This window comes from Vreelandella andesensis (assembly GCF_003989795.1).
Taxonomy (GTDB): domain Bacteria; phylum Pseudomonadota; class Gammaproteobacteria; order Pseudomonadales; family Halomonadaceae; genus Vreelandella; species Vreelandella andesensis.
Genome location: NZ_RZHG01000010.1, coordinates 209,904 through 226,913, shown reverse-complemented (window position 1 = coordinate 226,913; position 17,010 = coordinate 209,904). Strand labels below are relative to the sequence as shown.

4 protein-coding genes are annotated in these 17,010 nt (G+C 55.3%); 2 read left to right on the top strand and 2 right to left on the bottom strand.

Going from position 1 to position 17,010, the window contains the following annotated elements:
- Positions 1-75 precede the first annotated feature (75 nt).
- A protein-coding gene (locus ELY33_RS06110; RefSeq protein WP_126942763.1) for an IS3 family transposase occupies positions 76-1,646 on the top strand; the annotation gives its coding sequence in 2 pieces (ribosomal slippage) (positions 76-529 and positions 529-1,646; 1,572 coding nt in all).
- 116 nt (positions 1,647-1,762) lie between these two features.
- A complete protein-coding gene (locus ELY33_RS06105) occupies positions 1,763-2,152 on the top strand; it encodes a hypothetical protein (protein ID WP_126945471.1) in 390 nt (129 codons plus the stop codon).
- Positions 2,153-2,296: 144 nt separating this feature from the next.
- On the opposite strand, the gene ELY33_RS06100 is transcribed toward ELY33_RS06105, so the two are convergent.
- On the bottom strand, positions 2,297-2,602 hold the full coding sequence (locus tag ELY33_RS06100) for a hypothetical protein (RefSeq protein ID WP_126945468.1): 306 nt from the start codon (positions 2,600-2,602) through the stop codon (positions 2,297-2,299).
- A 200-nt stretch (positions 2,603-2,802) separates the two neighbouring features.
- Complete coding sequence (locus ELY33_RS06095; protein ID WP_244208567.1) at positions 2,803-16,566, bottom strand: carbohydrate-binding protein; 13,764 nt, start codon at positions 16,564-16,566, stop codon at positions 2,803-2,805.
- Positions 16,567-17,010 lie beyond the last annotated feature (444 nt).

The window sequence follows — 17,010 nt, the reverse complement described above, 5'->3', positions numbered from 1 at the left end:
CCCCCTCTGTCAACCTAGTTGTCCGGTTGGCGATATTGCCCAAATCTATTCCAGAGGGAGCGGCATGGAGCACGTGTGCCACGTTATTCTGCAGAGCGTAAAGCCGCCGTACTGAAAAAGTTGTTGCCCCCCCATAATCGCAGTGTGGTGTCGGTCGCCACTGAAGAAGGCATCTCTGACGCGACGCTGTATAGTTGGTTAAAACAGTGTCGAGAAAAAGGAGTGCCTGTGCCGGGTTACACCCAAAGCGACAACGAGTGGTCGCCTGACGCCAAGCTTGCCGTGGTCATCGAAACCGCCACCCTCTCAGAAACAGAGCTTGGTGCTTACTGCCGCGAAAAAGGCCTTTATCCCGAGCAAATCCAGCAGTGGAAAGCCGCTTGTCTCCAGGGCGCTGGCCAACAAGAAGACCAGCAAAAAACGGCACAAAAGCAGCGTAAACAAGACCGTAAGACGATCAAACAACTCAAAGCGGAAGTGCGCCGCAAAGACAGAGCCCTAGCGGAAACCACGTCGTTGCTGGTGCTCTCAAAAAAGCTCGACGCCTTGTACAGCGAAGACCCGAACAGCGGCGAGGACGACTGACGCCGTTTGAGGAACGTGCAAGGCTCATTGCGTTATTTGATGAAGCGATAACGGGGGGTGCTTCCCGTTATCAAGCAGCGGCGATTATCGACGTGAGCGAGCGCACACTGAAACGCTGGCGTTCTGCGTGTGGCGCGGTGGCTGAGGATCAGCGTCCACACGCGGTACAAGGCCGTCAGCCGCATCAACTGACTCACGAGGAGAAACAGGCCATTTTGAACGCCTGCCATCGCCCCGAGTATCAGAGCCTGCCGCCGTCTCAAATCGTGCCGTTACTGGCCGATCAAGGGGCCTACTTGGCGTCCGAATCGTCGTTCTACCGGGTGCTGAAAAAGCACGAACAGCAGCACCACCGAGGGCGAATGAAACCACGCCGACCAGTACCTGAGCCGACGAGCTTTACGGCCACTGGGCCGAACCAGGTCTGGTGTTGGGATATCAGCTACTGTTCTTCCGTTGTGCGTGGTCAGCACTGGTATCTCTATCTGATCATGGATATCTACAGCCGCAAAATCATCGCGTGGGAAGTCCATGAGGCGGAATCAGGCGAGTTAGCGAAACAACTGCTGGAACGCGCCTTATTGCGAGAAGGCTGCTGGCATCAGCCCCCGGTGCTGCACTCAGATAACGGTGCGCCGATGACGTCTTATACGCTTAAAGCAAGATTAACAGAGCTGGGAATGTTGATGTCTTACAGCCGGCCGAGAGTGAGCAATGACAACCCTTACTCGGAAGCGTTGTTCCGCACCGTCAAATATTGCCCCGCGTGGCCTACGAAGGGGTTTGCATCGCTGAGTGCGGTACGAGACTGGATGCTGGCGTTCGAACGCGCTTATAACGAACAGCACCTGCATAGTGGCATTCGGTACGTGACACCCGCTGATCGGCATCGAGGTGTCGACCGAGAACGTCTTGAGCACCGCAAAGCGGTTTACGAAAGGGCTAAGCGCCGGCATCCACAACGCTGGTCGGGCAGCACCCGAAACTGGGAGGTGCTCGGTTCGGTGTCGCTCAACCCTGGAAAAATGCACGAAATCGAGCGTAATAAACAGGCTGCTTAGAGGCAGCCATTTGGACAACTGGGTTGAAAATCACCGGATGGTTGCCAGCCCACTTTGTGTGCCAGTTGGCACAAGCTTCCAAGTCTTTTCTCAACGTCTTATTAGGCCATCGACCCATGAAAACCATACTAAAAAATATACCTTTCTTTATTATAGGATCGTTCGCCATTTCTAATGCAGTTGCATCAGAAACATTCGTCTGCAATACCTCAGAACATACGGTATTCGTGAATGCTACTCCCTCAAATGAATTTCATTACACGGCCTGGAACAAGCCAAAGAGCATCACCGATGAGCCCGATATGCTAGTCGTCGGTGGCGAAGAGATAACTGAGGGTACCGGCGTATGCCGCACCACTAGATGGGAGTTTAATAACAGCAATGTTAAATATATTATAAGTACACCGATGGCGTGCGGCGTGAAAATGCCCCCACCAAATGCAACTGGTCAGCTTTCTGTTTTGATAAACGACAGGCACATACAATCGTGGTGGTGTCTTGAGTAAGCTGATATAACGATTGCGAGGAGCATGTAAGGAATGGGGGTCTCGTTTAGATCGATTGATATAGCTATATTTTAAATCAAGAAATAGGCACCCAACACTTTTTTAAAAAGCAAAGCTTCATGAAAGTGCTAGCATTATTTTCTATCATTGTTTCGTAATTAGAAAATACGCACCGTCCCAGGAAATATAACCTGTTGTTTCATCTTTTTTGATAACGCCCAACCCTACCCCATACCTTACTGAAGCGCATTCTACTCTCAATAATTCTACGGATGGACTATCTATTTCAAGGCTGTTCAATGGGAATCTATTACTCGTTAAAAAATCACCGGCAGTGACAACCTCCGTTTCGTATATTGGGTTATTGCACGTAGCCTCAAGTAACTGCACTGAGTTTTCCCCATAATGAATAGTACGGCCTATATAAGAAGCCGCTTCTTCCTCTGTCATACCTGAATCCGTGAAGCTAAGGCCGACACTTTCCCTGTCGCTACCAGCAAGCAATTGTTGTACACGCGCGCTTCACGTCGAAAAAATAAAAGTAACTGGCCCAGCCACACAGGGCCGGTGCCAGTTACCAGGGGACGTTCCAGATGTGCCGTCCCCTGCCGTGTTTTAAGATCTCGTCGATACGATTACAAGGGCGCCCTTTACATTAAGACCCCCTGGCCATCTTCTTGCACGCCGCTGATGCTGACATCCTCACTTAACGCAACCAGCGCTTCTTCAGGAGTAGAAACGTCATTCGTTTCGGTGGACATGGCCATCATCATGTCCATATTCGAAACGCTGGCCGCACTGATATCCGAATCACGACTGATCTGGAAAGAAGCTAAGTCCTGAGATCCTCCATTGAAGGTGAGACGCAACACCTGAACACCCTCTTCCAACTCCATGGTCACTGAGGGCCCATCAACGTAGGTGCCCCATGCGCCGGAGTTGGGCACCGAGGCACTTGCCTGATCGTAGGTCACCCCATCCTGTTCAACCGACGCTGTAATACTGCGCCCATTGTTGGGGGTGGAGGTAACGAACGACAAGGTGTGGCTACCGGCCTGTTCGACATTAATGGTGTATTCCACCCATTCGCCATTCTGAACCCAGCCAATCGCCTCTCCCTGACCCACGATGTCCACCGGTTCGTCGCGGAAGTTCGTTCCCAGTTGCGCCGAAGACAGCTCATTGTAAGCCTCGCCCTGCTTACCTTTGTCGAACTGAACCGCATTAAGGGCCAAGCCATCATCGGCGTCAACTAGCCAAGGAGTTCCATCGGCGTTAAACGGCTGCTGCCCCCCACGCTCTAAGCTGAACGAGGCTAGATCCTGGGAACCACCGCTAAAGGTAAGCCGCAGTACCTGCTCGCCAGCCTCCAACGCTACCTGGGTGGTATCGGTAGGCTGGAAGTCTCGCCAGCCTCCGGTCGGCGACACAACGACTTGGTCGGTCGTAACATAGGGCGTTCCGTCTCCTTTGGTAAAAGTCGCCGTGATGCTACGTTGAGGGCCGCTACTGTTACCGAGAGCCGACAGGAACGACAGATCATAGAGCCCCGACTGCTGGATGTTGAGGGTGTATTCCACCCACTCACCTTCTTGCACCCAGCCGATAGCATCGCCGTCGCCAACAATATCCACTCCCTCACCGCGGAAATTGCTGCCAAGCTGAACCTCGCTGGAGTCGTTGTAGGCCACGCCCTGGCCGCCCTCGTCATAGTTAACCGCTGCTAAGCTAAAGTCATTGCTGACTTGCCAAGGCTCACCCCCAGCCGTGTAAGCCTGCTGCCCGTCCTCTAGCGGAGCCTCCTCTACCGCTAACGTAAACGCTGTTTGAACGCTTTCTAGGCCATCCGACGCCGTCACGATAATATCGAAACTTCCCGCAGTGGCAGCCGTACCGGAGAAAACCCCGTCCAGTGACATTGAGAAGCCGTCGGGCAAACCGCTAGCGGTATAGGTCAAGCTATCGCCATCAGCGTCGGTGAAGGCATCGCCGGGAAGGCTGAAGTCAATCGCTTCACCCTCCACCAAAGTGATGTCGTTAATGCCGGCTCCCACCTCTGGCGCTTGGTTCGTCGGAGCCTGTTCAACGGGCACCAGATTAAACGATGCCAGATCCATGGGGCCGCCATTAAACGTCAGCCGCAGCACCTGCTCACCGGCTTCAAGCGATACCTGGGTGGTGTCGGTTTGGGTGAAGTTGGTCCAACTGCCTGTTGGTGCGACACCTACCGGTGATGCTGTCGCGTAGGGCGTATCACCCTTAGCGAAGCTAGCGGTAATTGAGCGCGCGCCTGGACTTGAAGAATTCATCGAGGTCAGGAAGTCGAGATCATAAACGCCCTCTTCCGCGACATTAATGGTGTATTCCACCCACTCGCCGTCCTCAATAAAGCCAATCGCCAACGATGGCGTGGAAATATCTACTGCCTCATCGGATCGGAAGGCGGCACCCTGATGGCTTGAATCCGAGTCATTGTAAGCAACGTCTTGGCCACCGTTGTCGTAGAAGCGCGCCTCCAAGGCTAGTCCTTCGGCACCCACTGCCCAAGGTGTTTCGCTATCATTGAAGGCCGTCTGCTCGCTCGGTTCTGGGTCTGGCTCTGGGTTATCGATGAAGTTTGGCACGCCGTTGTTGTTGTCATCGTCATACAGATCCACCCGGCCATTGCCGTCAGCATCTTCTGCGCCCGTAGGGTCGTACGTAGTGACGTTCTCCAACAGGAAGATGTTGTCGTTGTAGTCGTAGTTCACCCCGGCGTAATCCTGGATGACAAGATAGGTATTCGGGATTACGTTACCGTCGGCATCCTTGGCGATGTAGACGCGAATCAGATGGCCGTCATTCTCATCCCAACTGAGGTTGGTACCCGGCCTGCCGATGGCATCAATGGTGTCCTCGTAGAGGTTGGCATCCGGGTCAGACCAAGAAATATAACCCTCGCGCCCGGTGATGTCGGCAAAGAAGCCGAAGGGAGCGTCGCGGTCGAGTGTAGTCACGGCTAACTGGTCGCCGCTATTTAGTGCCCGTGGCAGCAGCGTTTGCCCATCCTGCTCATCATGCGCAATCACCTCGTCGATATCGCGGCTATCGACATCATGTATGTACAGCCGAGCCACATCACCTTGGGTGTGATACGCCGCCAGCTGGGTGATTTTGATGGGTGAGCCAGCATCAGCACGCTGGAAGTAAGGTGACAGGATCTCGTCACCATTGGCCTCCACCAGGCCGCCCTTATTCATCTCACTTTCTGCGACATTGGTCGAGAAACCGAAGGCATCAACGATTTCCTGCACCAACGGCTCCATACCACTTTCTGATTTCCCCTGGGCAAGCCCCGCTAGTTGGATGACCTTCTGACCCGCATTGGCATCATTGGAATTGATGAGCAACGATGTCTCGTACAGCGTTGCATCGTCGAAATCCTTGGCGATAAAGCGAACCGTCACGTCCAGGGTACCGCTCGGAGGAATGATAAGGTTTTCTGTCGCTCCCACGATTTCGAACAGCGTTGGGTCGGTGATCTCCAGGCTGCTGATCTCCAGATTAACAAAGCCACCGTTGGTGATGGTGAAGGTGGATTCGTCGTGGAACACCTGACTGCTGTTGGCCGGGTCTTCGATCCGACTCATCACCAGGCGCTCGTTCGAGGGCACCCCATCCAGATTGATGATCGATATCTCAGCGCCGGAGACTGGTGATATCCCTTCGATGACAAACATATTGTCGTTGTAGTCGTAGTTGATGCCGGTGTAATCCATGATGCCCAGGTAGGTATTGGGAATCACGTTACCGTTGGCATCCAGCGCCTGGAACATGCGCACCGTGTAGCCGCGCTCGATACCCGCGGCATCCTCCGGCACCGTGCCGCCTCCCGAGGGGTTTAGCGACGGGTCGGTAGAGAGGTTGGCGATTTCAATGCCGAAGATATCATTGCCGATCCAGCTGTCGGGGATCCGGTCGCGCGTGAATGTCGCAGTCGCGAACTGGCCGTTGCTCTTGATCGGCAGCAGCGTCTGGTTGTTGTTACCAGCGTGGTTCGAGAAGATCACGTCCTGGCCCTTGTTGCCGGGATTATGAATGCCCATTGTGGCACCACCATCGCCATGATAAGCCGCCAGCTGGGTAATCTTGGCTGACTCGAAACCCTCAGCGATCTTCCAGTAACGTGACATCACCTCATCATCGTTTATCGGGCGGTAGAGATCGAAGTCATTGAGCACCGAGTTCTCGCCCCCCCGCAAGGTGGACAAGCCGTCAATCACGTTGCCAAAGCCGAACACCTCCCAAACTTCATTAACGTTGGGCTCCCAGCCACCTTCGTCGACTTGCTGCCAGAAACCCGCCAGATGCACTTCGGCAACCGGGGTGTCGGCATCGTTGGTGATCAGGCGCAGAACACCCTCAAAAACACCATCTCCTCCATCACTGGTCGGCGGCACATAGGCGCTACGATCAAACAGCACCTCGACAGCGATGGACGCCCCGGCAGCCAGGCTCAACCCGTTGAAGATCGACGGATTGGCAAGCTTGAAGGGACCGTCGAGATCAACGTCAATGAAGGTCAGTTCACTGGTGCCGGTATTGCTGATGGTGACGGTGCCATCCTCCTTGTAGTCACGATTAGGGTTAGAGGCGCTATTGTTCTCGAGGTAACTGAAGTGCAAGCGGTCGGAATAATAGGCGGCGTCACCACTTTGAATCCCGATATCCGCATCCGGATCGCCCGGTGCCAAAGACACATCCAGATAGTCGATCTCGTTGGCACCATCGGCCTCGGATATCACTCGCAGGTGGTAGGAGACGCCCGCTTCAAGCTCGATGTAAACCGACTCCTCACCGGCATCGCCTGCTCCGGGGAAGGCTATTGCATCAATCTGCTGGCCGTTGAGTAACAGGGTCAGCTGCCCGCCATTGGAAGCGCCGCTATTGGCCGCCAGGTCAAGTTTATAGGCGCCGTTTTCATCCACCGTGAAGTAGAAGTCTGCCGTGCGTTCGTTCAAAGCACGCGCCGTATCGCCACTTTCCAGCTCGATACGCCCACTGCCGTCGATGTCGGCATAGCGTGGCTCGAAGATATCAAGCGGCTCATCCGAGACGCGCAATAGGTCAATATTAGGACCGTTGGCATCGGGCGCGGTAACGGTAATACTGTTGGTGCCCGCTTTCAGGGTCACGGTGGTGGTCTGGTAGTACCAATCGTCTTCCGCAACATTGCTCTGACCGGTGAATGGCAGCGATTCCAGGTCGTTACCGTTGACACTCAGAACCATCGGCCGATCGGCTTTGGTGGCAGACAGGGCATAGCGGAAACCGATTTCATAGGTACCCGCCTCCGCCACCTCGATCGTCCAGGTAATGCTCTGATCACCTGTACCATCAAAATCGACGAAGCCATCGCCGGAGGCATTGCGGTCGTCTTCAGCAGCGGTAACGATCACCGGCCCATCGAGCACGGCACCTTCCGCCTCGTATTCCACGTAGCCAGGGGTTGCGTCCTGGGGTGCCTGCAGCACTTCCAGCTGATCAATGTTCGGCCCCGTATTGTTGATAGCCTGGAAGCGCACGGTATTGAGTCCGGACGCCAATTCAGCGGAAATATCCAGTGTCATCCACTCGGCCCAGGCAGCATCGCCGGTAAGCCCTGCCGGCGGGCTGAAGCTTAGGGTACCAACGCTGATATTATTGACGAATACTTCCAGCGGTCGATCGCCACTTCCTCCGTTGGCATAACGCACCCGCAGTACCGATTCTCCTGCCTCCGTTGCGGAAAGCTCGAAATTGAAGGTTAAGAAGTCAGCGTTGGTGCTGCCGAAGTCCGCATAGCCCCCAAGCACCCCATCGCTGTCGTCGGTATTGCCGTCGAGGCCGTAAGCCCCGGGACGCAGTCCTGTCGCCAGGCTGGGATTCGGCTCGGGGTTGTCGCTGGTGCGAATCTGTATCTGTGCGCCGCTGCCTTCAGCAATCGTCACGGAAGTGCCGTCATTAGGTGTGTTGTCCTCAGCCTGGATAGTTAGCAACGATACTAGGCCATTGATAGGATCTTGAGGATCAACCGGATCAACCGGATCAATCACACCGCCGGGTGCCGGGTCCAGGCGCACTATCTGGCTCTGGCCATTGTTGCGGTTAAGCGTCAGCAGGTAGAGTTGACCGGTAGCCGGGTTCTCGATGATATCCAGCGGGTCGATATAGGTGATGACGTTGCCATTGATATCTCGCAGTACTTCGTCACCGATAATGTTGCCGCTGGCGTCAAAGGTAATGGAGCGAATGTCGTCGCCGCCGGAATACTCGGTAAACAGCACGCTACCCTGAAGGTTACCGCCGAATACGCCATTGGTGTATTCGATCACGCCGTTGGGAGAGCGGTTTTCACCCAGTGAGTAGACGCCGTCTATGTCATAGTTGGGGTCGGGCTGCTGACCGACAGGGTACTTGTTCACCTGGTTGGGATCGCTGCCCGAGGTCGGGTTACCACCATTGAGAATGAACTCATCGCGCAGGGGGTTGGGGTGACCGTAATAACCGCCCTTTTCGACCGTGAACAAGTAGTCGTCCTGTTTTTCGACGTTGCTCTGGTACTCGTTTTCAGGCGTCGAGGGGTCGTCCGGTACGTTGCCGCCTGCTGCCGAGCCATTGGTCGGTACGTAGAGATTGCCATCGGAGTGCCAGACTAAGTCGTAGGCATTGCGGATGCCGGTGGCGAATATCTTAACCACGGCGTCTTCCGCGAAGGGGTCGTAGTAACTCTCGATCACATCGCCGTTGGAATTCTCGACCGTCGCGGTACCGTTGGGCGCGAACACCAGGAAGCGGTCGTTGCCCATGGCAATCGGGTCGGCCTTGAAATTCTCCCCGTCATCGTCGGTAAAACGGCGGTTGAAACCATCATCGGGCAAGGGTTCGGTGGTCACATCAAAGCCGCCCGCCGGTGCGTCACGCGTCGGATCGATTTCCATGACGGTGGCGTTGAGTAGACGCTCAGGGCGGTTACCCCAAGCGCTATCCGGTGCGCCCATCGCTGAATTGGAGCCTTGGACCAGGTACAGGAGATGCGTCGGCACATCCGGGTTGATTGCGGCGTCGTATTCCGGATTGGCCCGGAATTCCAGACTGTTGGTGACATGGTCGCCACTCGAGCGCGGCAAGCCGATGATATAAGGCTCGGCGGTTGCGCCAAAGGCCTCGCCCTCATCCAGTGTGATCTTCAGAATACGTCCACTGAAGTCGGGTACGCCATCGTCCTTGCCAGTGAGCGGAATCGGGTAGTTATCGGTGATCCACAGAACATTGGGATCGGTGGGGTCGAAGACCAAGCCAATGATGCCCCGAGGACCGCTCGAATCGCCCTGGAAGATATCTAACGACAGAACCTGCTCGTCGGACAGCGCCCCGGTTTGCGGATCGATATCGTAACGCTTGATTTGACCCAGCATGTTGGAGATGTACATCTTGGCGCCGTCTGGCGAGATTTCCAGCGAGGTGAACTGGAAGGCGTTGTCATCGGCACCGTTCAATTCAACTGTATGGCTGAAGGCCACTTCCCGAGGCACGACTTCTTGCGCCTCGCCGGTAACGAAGGTGTTGGTGAATTTCTGGAACAGCCGGGTCGGTGCATCGGGATTGTCGTTTTCGCCGCGATCCTGGAAGCCGTCGATCACCAGGGTATAGCTGGTATGCTCCTTGAGCATGCTGCTTGGCGAGATAGTCAGGGAATCGAAGCCGCCAGTGGTGTTGACGTTAAGGCTAACTTCCTCGCCGGTGACGGTCTCAAACAGCCGCACGGACCCATCATCAAGACTTTCTAGTAAAGCGCCACCACGTCCGTCGACCACAGAAATACCCACGAAGATGTCCGAACCAGGATCGACATTCACCGGCACGCTGCCATCTTGCGGGTCGAGTTCTACTCGGATCACATTTGCACCGACACCGGCAATGGCCCTGGGGTCATTGAAAAGAGCATAGTCCTCAGGCGCTTCGCGATCGTCATCCGGCGTCAGGTCGGGCAGCGACTGGATCTCGATGTACTGGATCTCGGTATTATCACCGAGCCCGAGAGAGTCGAGCGTCAGACGACCGTCGGTGACTTGCACCACGCGAGTCACCAGGTCCGAACGGAAGCCTTGGGTGTCGTTAGCAGGATTGTTGTCCTCCGGAAAATCATCGGGCCGGAACGGAGTGAAGACGTCATTGAACGCCTCGCCCTCGGCATTAATGGCATTGACGCTATCGTAGGGGCCAGAAGTGTCACCGATGGCAATGGTCACCTCGTAGTAGCCGTCATCCAGCTCCATTTCCCAACCTGCGCGCACGTAGTTGGCGGCGGGCTGGTCGAAGTGGGCGTAGGTGCCCTGGCGTGGGTCGAGTCCGGCGATATCGTCGGTTCGGTCGTTAACCGCCACGCTGGTCAAACTCGAAATATCCAGCGGCGTTGTGCCGGGTTCATCGTCGTAAATCGACGCTTCCGTCACCCAACCGTACTGGTAGGTCTGGCCGTCGATGGTCACCGACTGAGCGCCAAACGCCTTGCCGTTATCGGCAATATAGCCCTCCGGCGTTGCAAATCCCTCGGGTTCGAAATTGATCTTGACCGAGAAACGTTCGCCCGGCTCGATAACATCTGGCGGCTCGATACCGCCTCGACTCACACTGAGACGATCGATGTTGGGGCCGTTCCCGTTCAGGTTCTCCAGGCGAATGGTGTTGCTGCCTGCCTCAAGGTCGACCTCGATGGTGGTCTCAGTCCAGTTCTCCCATCCGGCTGCGTCGACACCGGTCGAGGCAAAGTCGAGGCTGCCCTGAGATTCCCCGCCAACCAGGATATCCATCGGCCGATCGGCGCCGTTGCCGCCAGCATTGGCATAGCGAACCGTCAGGGTGTAGGTACCTGCCTCATCAACCTCGACGTCAAAAGCGGCGGCGTCACCGGTATCACCCCCCATGTCCAGATAGCCGGTGCCTGAATAGCCATCCCATAAGCCATCTGCTCCAGCACTGATGTTGGTCTCGGGATTGTTCGCGTCGCGCACCTGAGTATCCAGGGTGTCGCCCACGTTGTCGGTATCAAACAGCGTCAGGGCTTCTCCCTCGATTACGAAGGAGAACGGCGCCGGGCCCGTATCGCCTTCATCAATGGTCACGCTATCACTGGCCTGGGCCTCGTTACCGACAGCATCGGTGACGATCAACGTCACGCTGACATCGCCGCTCTGGCCGGTAAGATCCACCGCGATATCGCCATTGATATCCGGCGTCACTAGTGTGCGAGTGGTACCACCATCGAGGCTGATTTCATAGGTAACGATGTCATCATCCGCACCCGCGATGTTGAACATCGCGGTAGCGAGCTGCCCGGCGTCCAGCATGTCATCGGCGGCGGTCAGGGTTAAATTGCCATCCTCATCAGCCGAGGTGTCTTCGGTAATCGGCCCGCTACCTGCCTCGGTGATTTCGATTCGATCAATGTTGGGGCCAGTGTTGGCGCCCGGAGGAATCGCCAGCGAGAGCGTGTTATCTCCTGCCTCGAGGGTGACAGTAACCGTCTCGAACAACCAGTGATTGAATCCCTCTTCGACGCCGCTACCATCGGGGTCGGTGCTGGCGAACGGCAGTTCAGTGGCATCACCGCCGTTGACGCTTAGGTTCAGGGGCCGCGTAGTATTGCTGGCGTAGCGAACATTCAGATCGTAGCTGCCCGCTTCCGGCACTGTAAACGCAAACGTGATGGCATCGCCGGCAGTATCGCCGAAATCAACGTAACCGGTGCCCGAATAATCCGGGCGCAACCCGCTGAAGCCGCTTCCTGTCTCCGGGTTATTAGCATCGCGAACGGTGGTGACGTTGGCATTGCTGCCGTCGTCGAGGATGGTAAGTACGCCGTCTTCTGCTTGCAGGCTGATCGGTGAGAAGGCTGTCTCATCGACGTCATTGACGGTAACGGCCAAGGTCTGGACATCGCTAAGATCCCCATCAGTGACAGTTACCTCCACTTCATAAACGCCATCTTCGTCATCATCCACCGGCAACTCGAAGTCCCGGGCACTGGTAAAACTCAGCACGCCGGTAGTCTCGTTGATAGTAAATAGTGGCGCGTCGACGCCACCGGTGATGGCGAACATTGGCGCATTGAGACCCGTTGTAACACCATCCTCGTCAACGATGGGAATCGCGCCAATTTCGGTCAGGTTTTCGTCGACCGAGAAGACAGTTTGGTTAATAACGAGACGCTCGTTAAGATCCTTCACGGTGATCAAGGTGTTCTGGGAGACACTGTCTTTTCCGTCGGATACGGTCACGGTCAATTCGTAGACACCGTCTTCATCGCTGTCGGCGGCCAACTCTGCATCCGGCGGATTAATGAACGCGAGCTCACCGCTCATCTCATCGTAGATAAACAGTGCAGCATCGGCACCGGAAAGGGTCACGGTGAGACTATCACCATCGGCGTCGTCGACGATCAGGCTTGCCACGGTCGCGCTGTTCTCGTCAACGCTAACATCGGCCGCCAACCCCTCAAGTGTCGGCGCGGCGTTGGTCGGCTCTTCAATGCGGTCAAGCACTAGGGAGTCGATGCGCATCAATTCGCCACCCGCACCGCGAAGCTCAAGGCTCGCCAGGTCGCCAGCGGTGACCTCGAAGGGCGTTTCGAAGACAATTTCCTTGCGGTTACCACTCTGACCAGCGTTGCCACGCGGGCCGCTGCCCACAATGGTGCCGAAGTCGTCGCTAAGCACGACAGCGGAACTCAGCGTATCGCTTGCGGCGTTGCGTGCCTGGAGGGTGGTATCGCCAATGGTCAGGGTTAATTCGCCCTCCCCATCTGTTTCGTCGAACACATACAGGCGCGCGGTATACCAGCCGGGCTCCACGCCACCGGCTAATAAATCGGTACCGATAGTGGCAGGTGTATTGCTGGTGAGTCGAATAAGCTGTTCGTTAGATGCGAACGCGTTACCGGTCACGATTAAGTTATCAGCATTGAGATCAGTGAAGTTTTCCGCCTCAATGGTGATGGAATCGCCGATCTGAGTGCCTTCGATGACGAAGCTCAGCGCCAGGGTCGCCGACAGACCGTCCGGATCGGTGGCTCGAATGACCACATCGAAAGCGCCCCCTTGGCTAGGGATGCCCTGAATAATGCCGTCCACCACGTCAAGACCCGCAGGCAAATCCTCGGCGGATAGCGTTAGGCTGTCGCCGTCGGGATCGGAAAACAGAGAAGCAAAATCGGCAAGGGGGATCTGGATGAAGCTCTCACCTACTTCGCCAAAGTACGGCTCAAGTGCAGCAGGCTCCGCCACGGGTGCCCCGTTAATATTCTCGACGGTTAGCGCGAACTCGGTCGAGGTACTGGCAGTGCCGTCATCGGCGGTCACCGATACAGTGTAGTTGCCCGGCGCTAGGCCACCGAGGTTACCGGACAGCACCTGGCCTTCAACGCTCAGGCCAGCGACCGTTACCGGCTGGCCGTCGCTGTCGGTTATGTCAACACTGAAGCTGAGCGTGTCGCCATCATCATCGACAAAGGGCAAGTCAACTTCGATATTCGAACCTTCATCAAGACTAAGGTCAGCGATACCGCCGCCTACCACGCGCGGTGCGCTGTTGGTATCGGTGTCGTCTACTTCGTTTTCCGATAGGCTTACGGCGCTAAAGCTCGCGCTGCCCTTTTCACCTAAGTCATCGTCATTGATGTATACCAGTGAATCGAGGGTCGTGCCCGCATGCGCCGACAGGTCGATGGTAAAGCGGAAGGTGCCATCACCGTTATCGACACCCTGACCACGCAGGTCAATAAACCCGCCTTGAGTTTGGGTACCACCCAATTGGTAGAGGCTGTCTCCGCCGTTAAACGGGTTGGAATCGGCATCGAAGCCGATGGCAACAATTTCTGGCTCCGGCGAACTTGAGATAGCCAGATCCAGCGTTAGCAGAGTATCCCCGGTGATGGTGTAGCTGCTCGGCAGATCGGCCCGCTTCCAGACGTTATCGTTCAACGTGAGCGTGGCGCCATCGTCTTCTACCGCAGCGCCAGTGCCGCTTGCCGGATTGTCCTGGGTTTCGTTATAAGGCGTGATGGTAGCGTCATCGAAGGTAATATCAAGCGCCACCGGACCGGTCTCATCGACAGTGGTATCGAGGGTGAGATCCAATGTCTGCTCTGCGCGGTTGCCAAAAGCGTCCATGGCAATCAAGGTAGCTGAAAGATCGCCATCGTCTTGACCAGATAAATCCAACACAAAGCTGCCATCCGAATTTGGCGTGACCTCTTCAACGGTAACACCACCATCAAAGCTCACCCCTACGGAGACAATATCGTCATCGAGTCCGGTCACGCTGAAACCAGCTTCATTGACGTTCGTGCCATCGATCATGGTGCTGTCTGCGCTGAAGACCAGCGGCGTGGCATCCGCATCCGCTTGCACATCACCTACCGGGCCAGTGCCCGCGGTGGTCACTTCCAGGCGATCGATGTTAGGGCCTCTGTTGGCTCCCGCCGGGATGCTTAGCGTGATGGTGTTATCCCCTACAGCCAGCGCCGTTGTCAGTGTTTGATAGCCCCAGTTGTCGAAGCCTTCCTCGAGGCCGTTGCCATCAGGATCGGTGGTATCGAAAGCCAGCAGGCTTGCCGCATTGCCGTTTACCGTCAAATCCAGCGGGCGGGAACCGTTACTGGCGTAACGGAAGTTGAGATCATATTCACCTGCCTCGGCCACATTGACAGTAAACGTCAGGCTGTCACCTGGGGCACTGCCGAAGTCGACATAGCCGGTACCAGAGTAGTCGGGACGCAGGCCTTGGAAGCCTGCACTGGTCTCGGGGTTTTCGGCGTCGCGTACCAAAGTGCCTGCATCATTGCTGGCAGCTAACTCAGCATTTTCGGCCTGAACGACAATGGCATCGATCGTTGGCTGCGACGGATCAACTGGATCAGCACTCAACAGCGACACCTCAATCTTGTCAATATTAGGACCATTGCTGTAACCGCCCAGGCGCAGGGTATTGGTACCCGCGGCCAGTGTGATTTCCATCGTCTCGGTGGACCAGCCTTCCCATTGACTTGGGCCGCTAGGTAAATTGGCGGCGGGTACATCGCTGACGTCGTCTGGGTAGTAAACAGGCGCGATTGTCGTTGCAAAGTCGAAGGTCCCAAGCGTGGTGAGCTCACTTCCTTCAACCAAGGACAGGTCTAAAGGACGTTCAGAGCTTGATGCGTAGGTCACGGTAACGCTGTAGGTGCCGGCAGTGGCTACGTCCAGGGTGAACTCGCCGTGGGCGCTGGCGTTGCCGAATGCCCAGTCAAGATAGCTTGCGCCTTCGGCGCCTACCCGGAAGATCTCAGTGCCGTTAGTAAAGTCAGTGATATTGTCGAGGGTAACCACCCGATTAGTGGCGCCATTTTTATTGTCGATAGCTGGCTCGAGCGCAAGTTCCTCGCCCTGAATCACATAAACGTCAGGATCGGGGGCGCGCACTTCCAGATAATCGACGCTGGGACCACCGGCGCCATTGGACGAGAAGGTAACCGTGTTCTCACCCGCCTCAAGCTGCACACGAATGGTCCGCTCGCCAAACTCGTTGAAATCAGTGGAATCACTTGGGGTCGTGCTCGGCAGATCAAACATGCGATCAACCAGTTCGCCGTTGACGTCCAGCCGCAAGGGACGGTTGCTATCTGAGCCATCGTCGTTCTGATTCAGCGCATAACCCAATGCAAGGTCGTACTCCCCCGTTTCCGGAACGCTAAACGTGAACGTCAGCGTCTCCCCACTGTTAACACTGTCACCATAATCAACGTACGCCCCTCCGTCGGCATTCACGGTATTCGGTTGGGCGGGGTCATCCACTACGTTAATACCAGAACCCAAAATAGCCGCCGAGGCACCATCGCTTGCATCCGTATCCTCGGCCTGTATGCGCAGGGATGTGAAGGTAGCGGATGTTACGGTCAGAGCCATAAACGGGCTGTCGTCGCTCTGAGGGAGATCCGGTTCTTCCGTCCCAAGCGATGTGAGTGCGGCACTGCTTACCGGTTCAAAAAGGAGCTCTTCTAGCGGCTCGGAAGCTGTTGTAGCGCCATCGCTTTCGGGAATCACATCGAGGTCAATGCTCATGTCCGATTCGGGTAACACGCGACCACGCTCATCCAAAGCTTCCAGTCGAATCTTTAGACTTCCCAAGGCAGGCGTAGGTAGATTTTCGAAAACAAAGGGGCGCTCAACGCTTTCGAAGACCGAGGTTTCATTGCGTGCATCTTCCCAAGACATCCTTAGGTATTTGATGGATGACTCCCAGGGAGAAGGTTGCGGCACTACCTGTAAATAATTGTCACTGAAGGTATCACTAGCCCAACGATCTCCTTCATGAACGGAACCCAGAAAAGACTTTGCTTTGCCAGAAAAAAACGACATTGAATACATGCTCCACCCCACGGTTTTAATTAGATGTTTTTAAACGCACCACGAGGTGCATGTAACAGGAATCACTCTCTTTTTTTTAATCTCACTATCAGCCTTTGGCATTGATGACGCCTTCCCTACAAGGTGCAATTAGGCTGACTATTTGAGAGTCTAACCGGGCTTTTTGAGGTGGCAAGCTGGGTTAATTTAAGTAAATTTGTATCCAATTGATACTAAGTGTTACCACCTGTTTTTAAATTAATACAATATAATCAATAATTTAACTTTCCAACCATCCAAGCTAGTAACAGAAATTCAGCTAAAACCGACGCTCAAAATAAATAGATTTGAGTACAAAAATAACCGCGATAGCTCACGATAAAATTTGATGCATAACGAATTCGGGATGACATACCAAAACAAAAAAAACTAAAAAATTAACAACGTGAATTCAAA

Bases quoted from the DNA above. Each gene is read 5' to 3' on its own strand.
- ELY33_RS06105 (WP_126945471.1), top strand. From the start codon at position 1,763: ATGAAAACCATACTAAAAAATATACCTTTCTTTATTATAGGATCGTTC.
- ELY33_RS06100 (WP_126945468.1), bottom strand. From the start codon at position 2,602: ATGACAGAGGAAGAAGCGGCTTCTTATATAGGCCGTACTATTCATTAT.
- ELY33_RS06095 (WP_244208567.1), bottom strand. From the start codon at position 16,566: ATGTCGTTTTTTTCTGGCAAAGCAAAGTCTTTTCTGGGTTCCGTTCAT.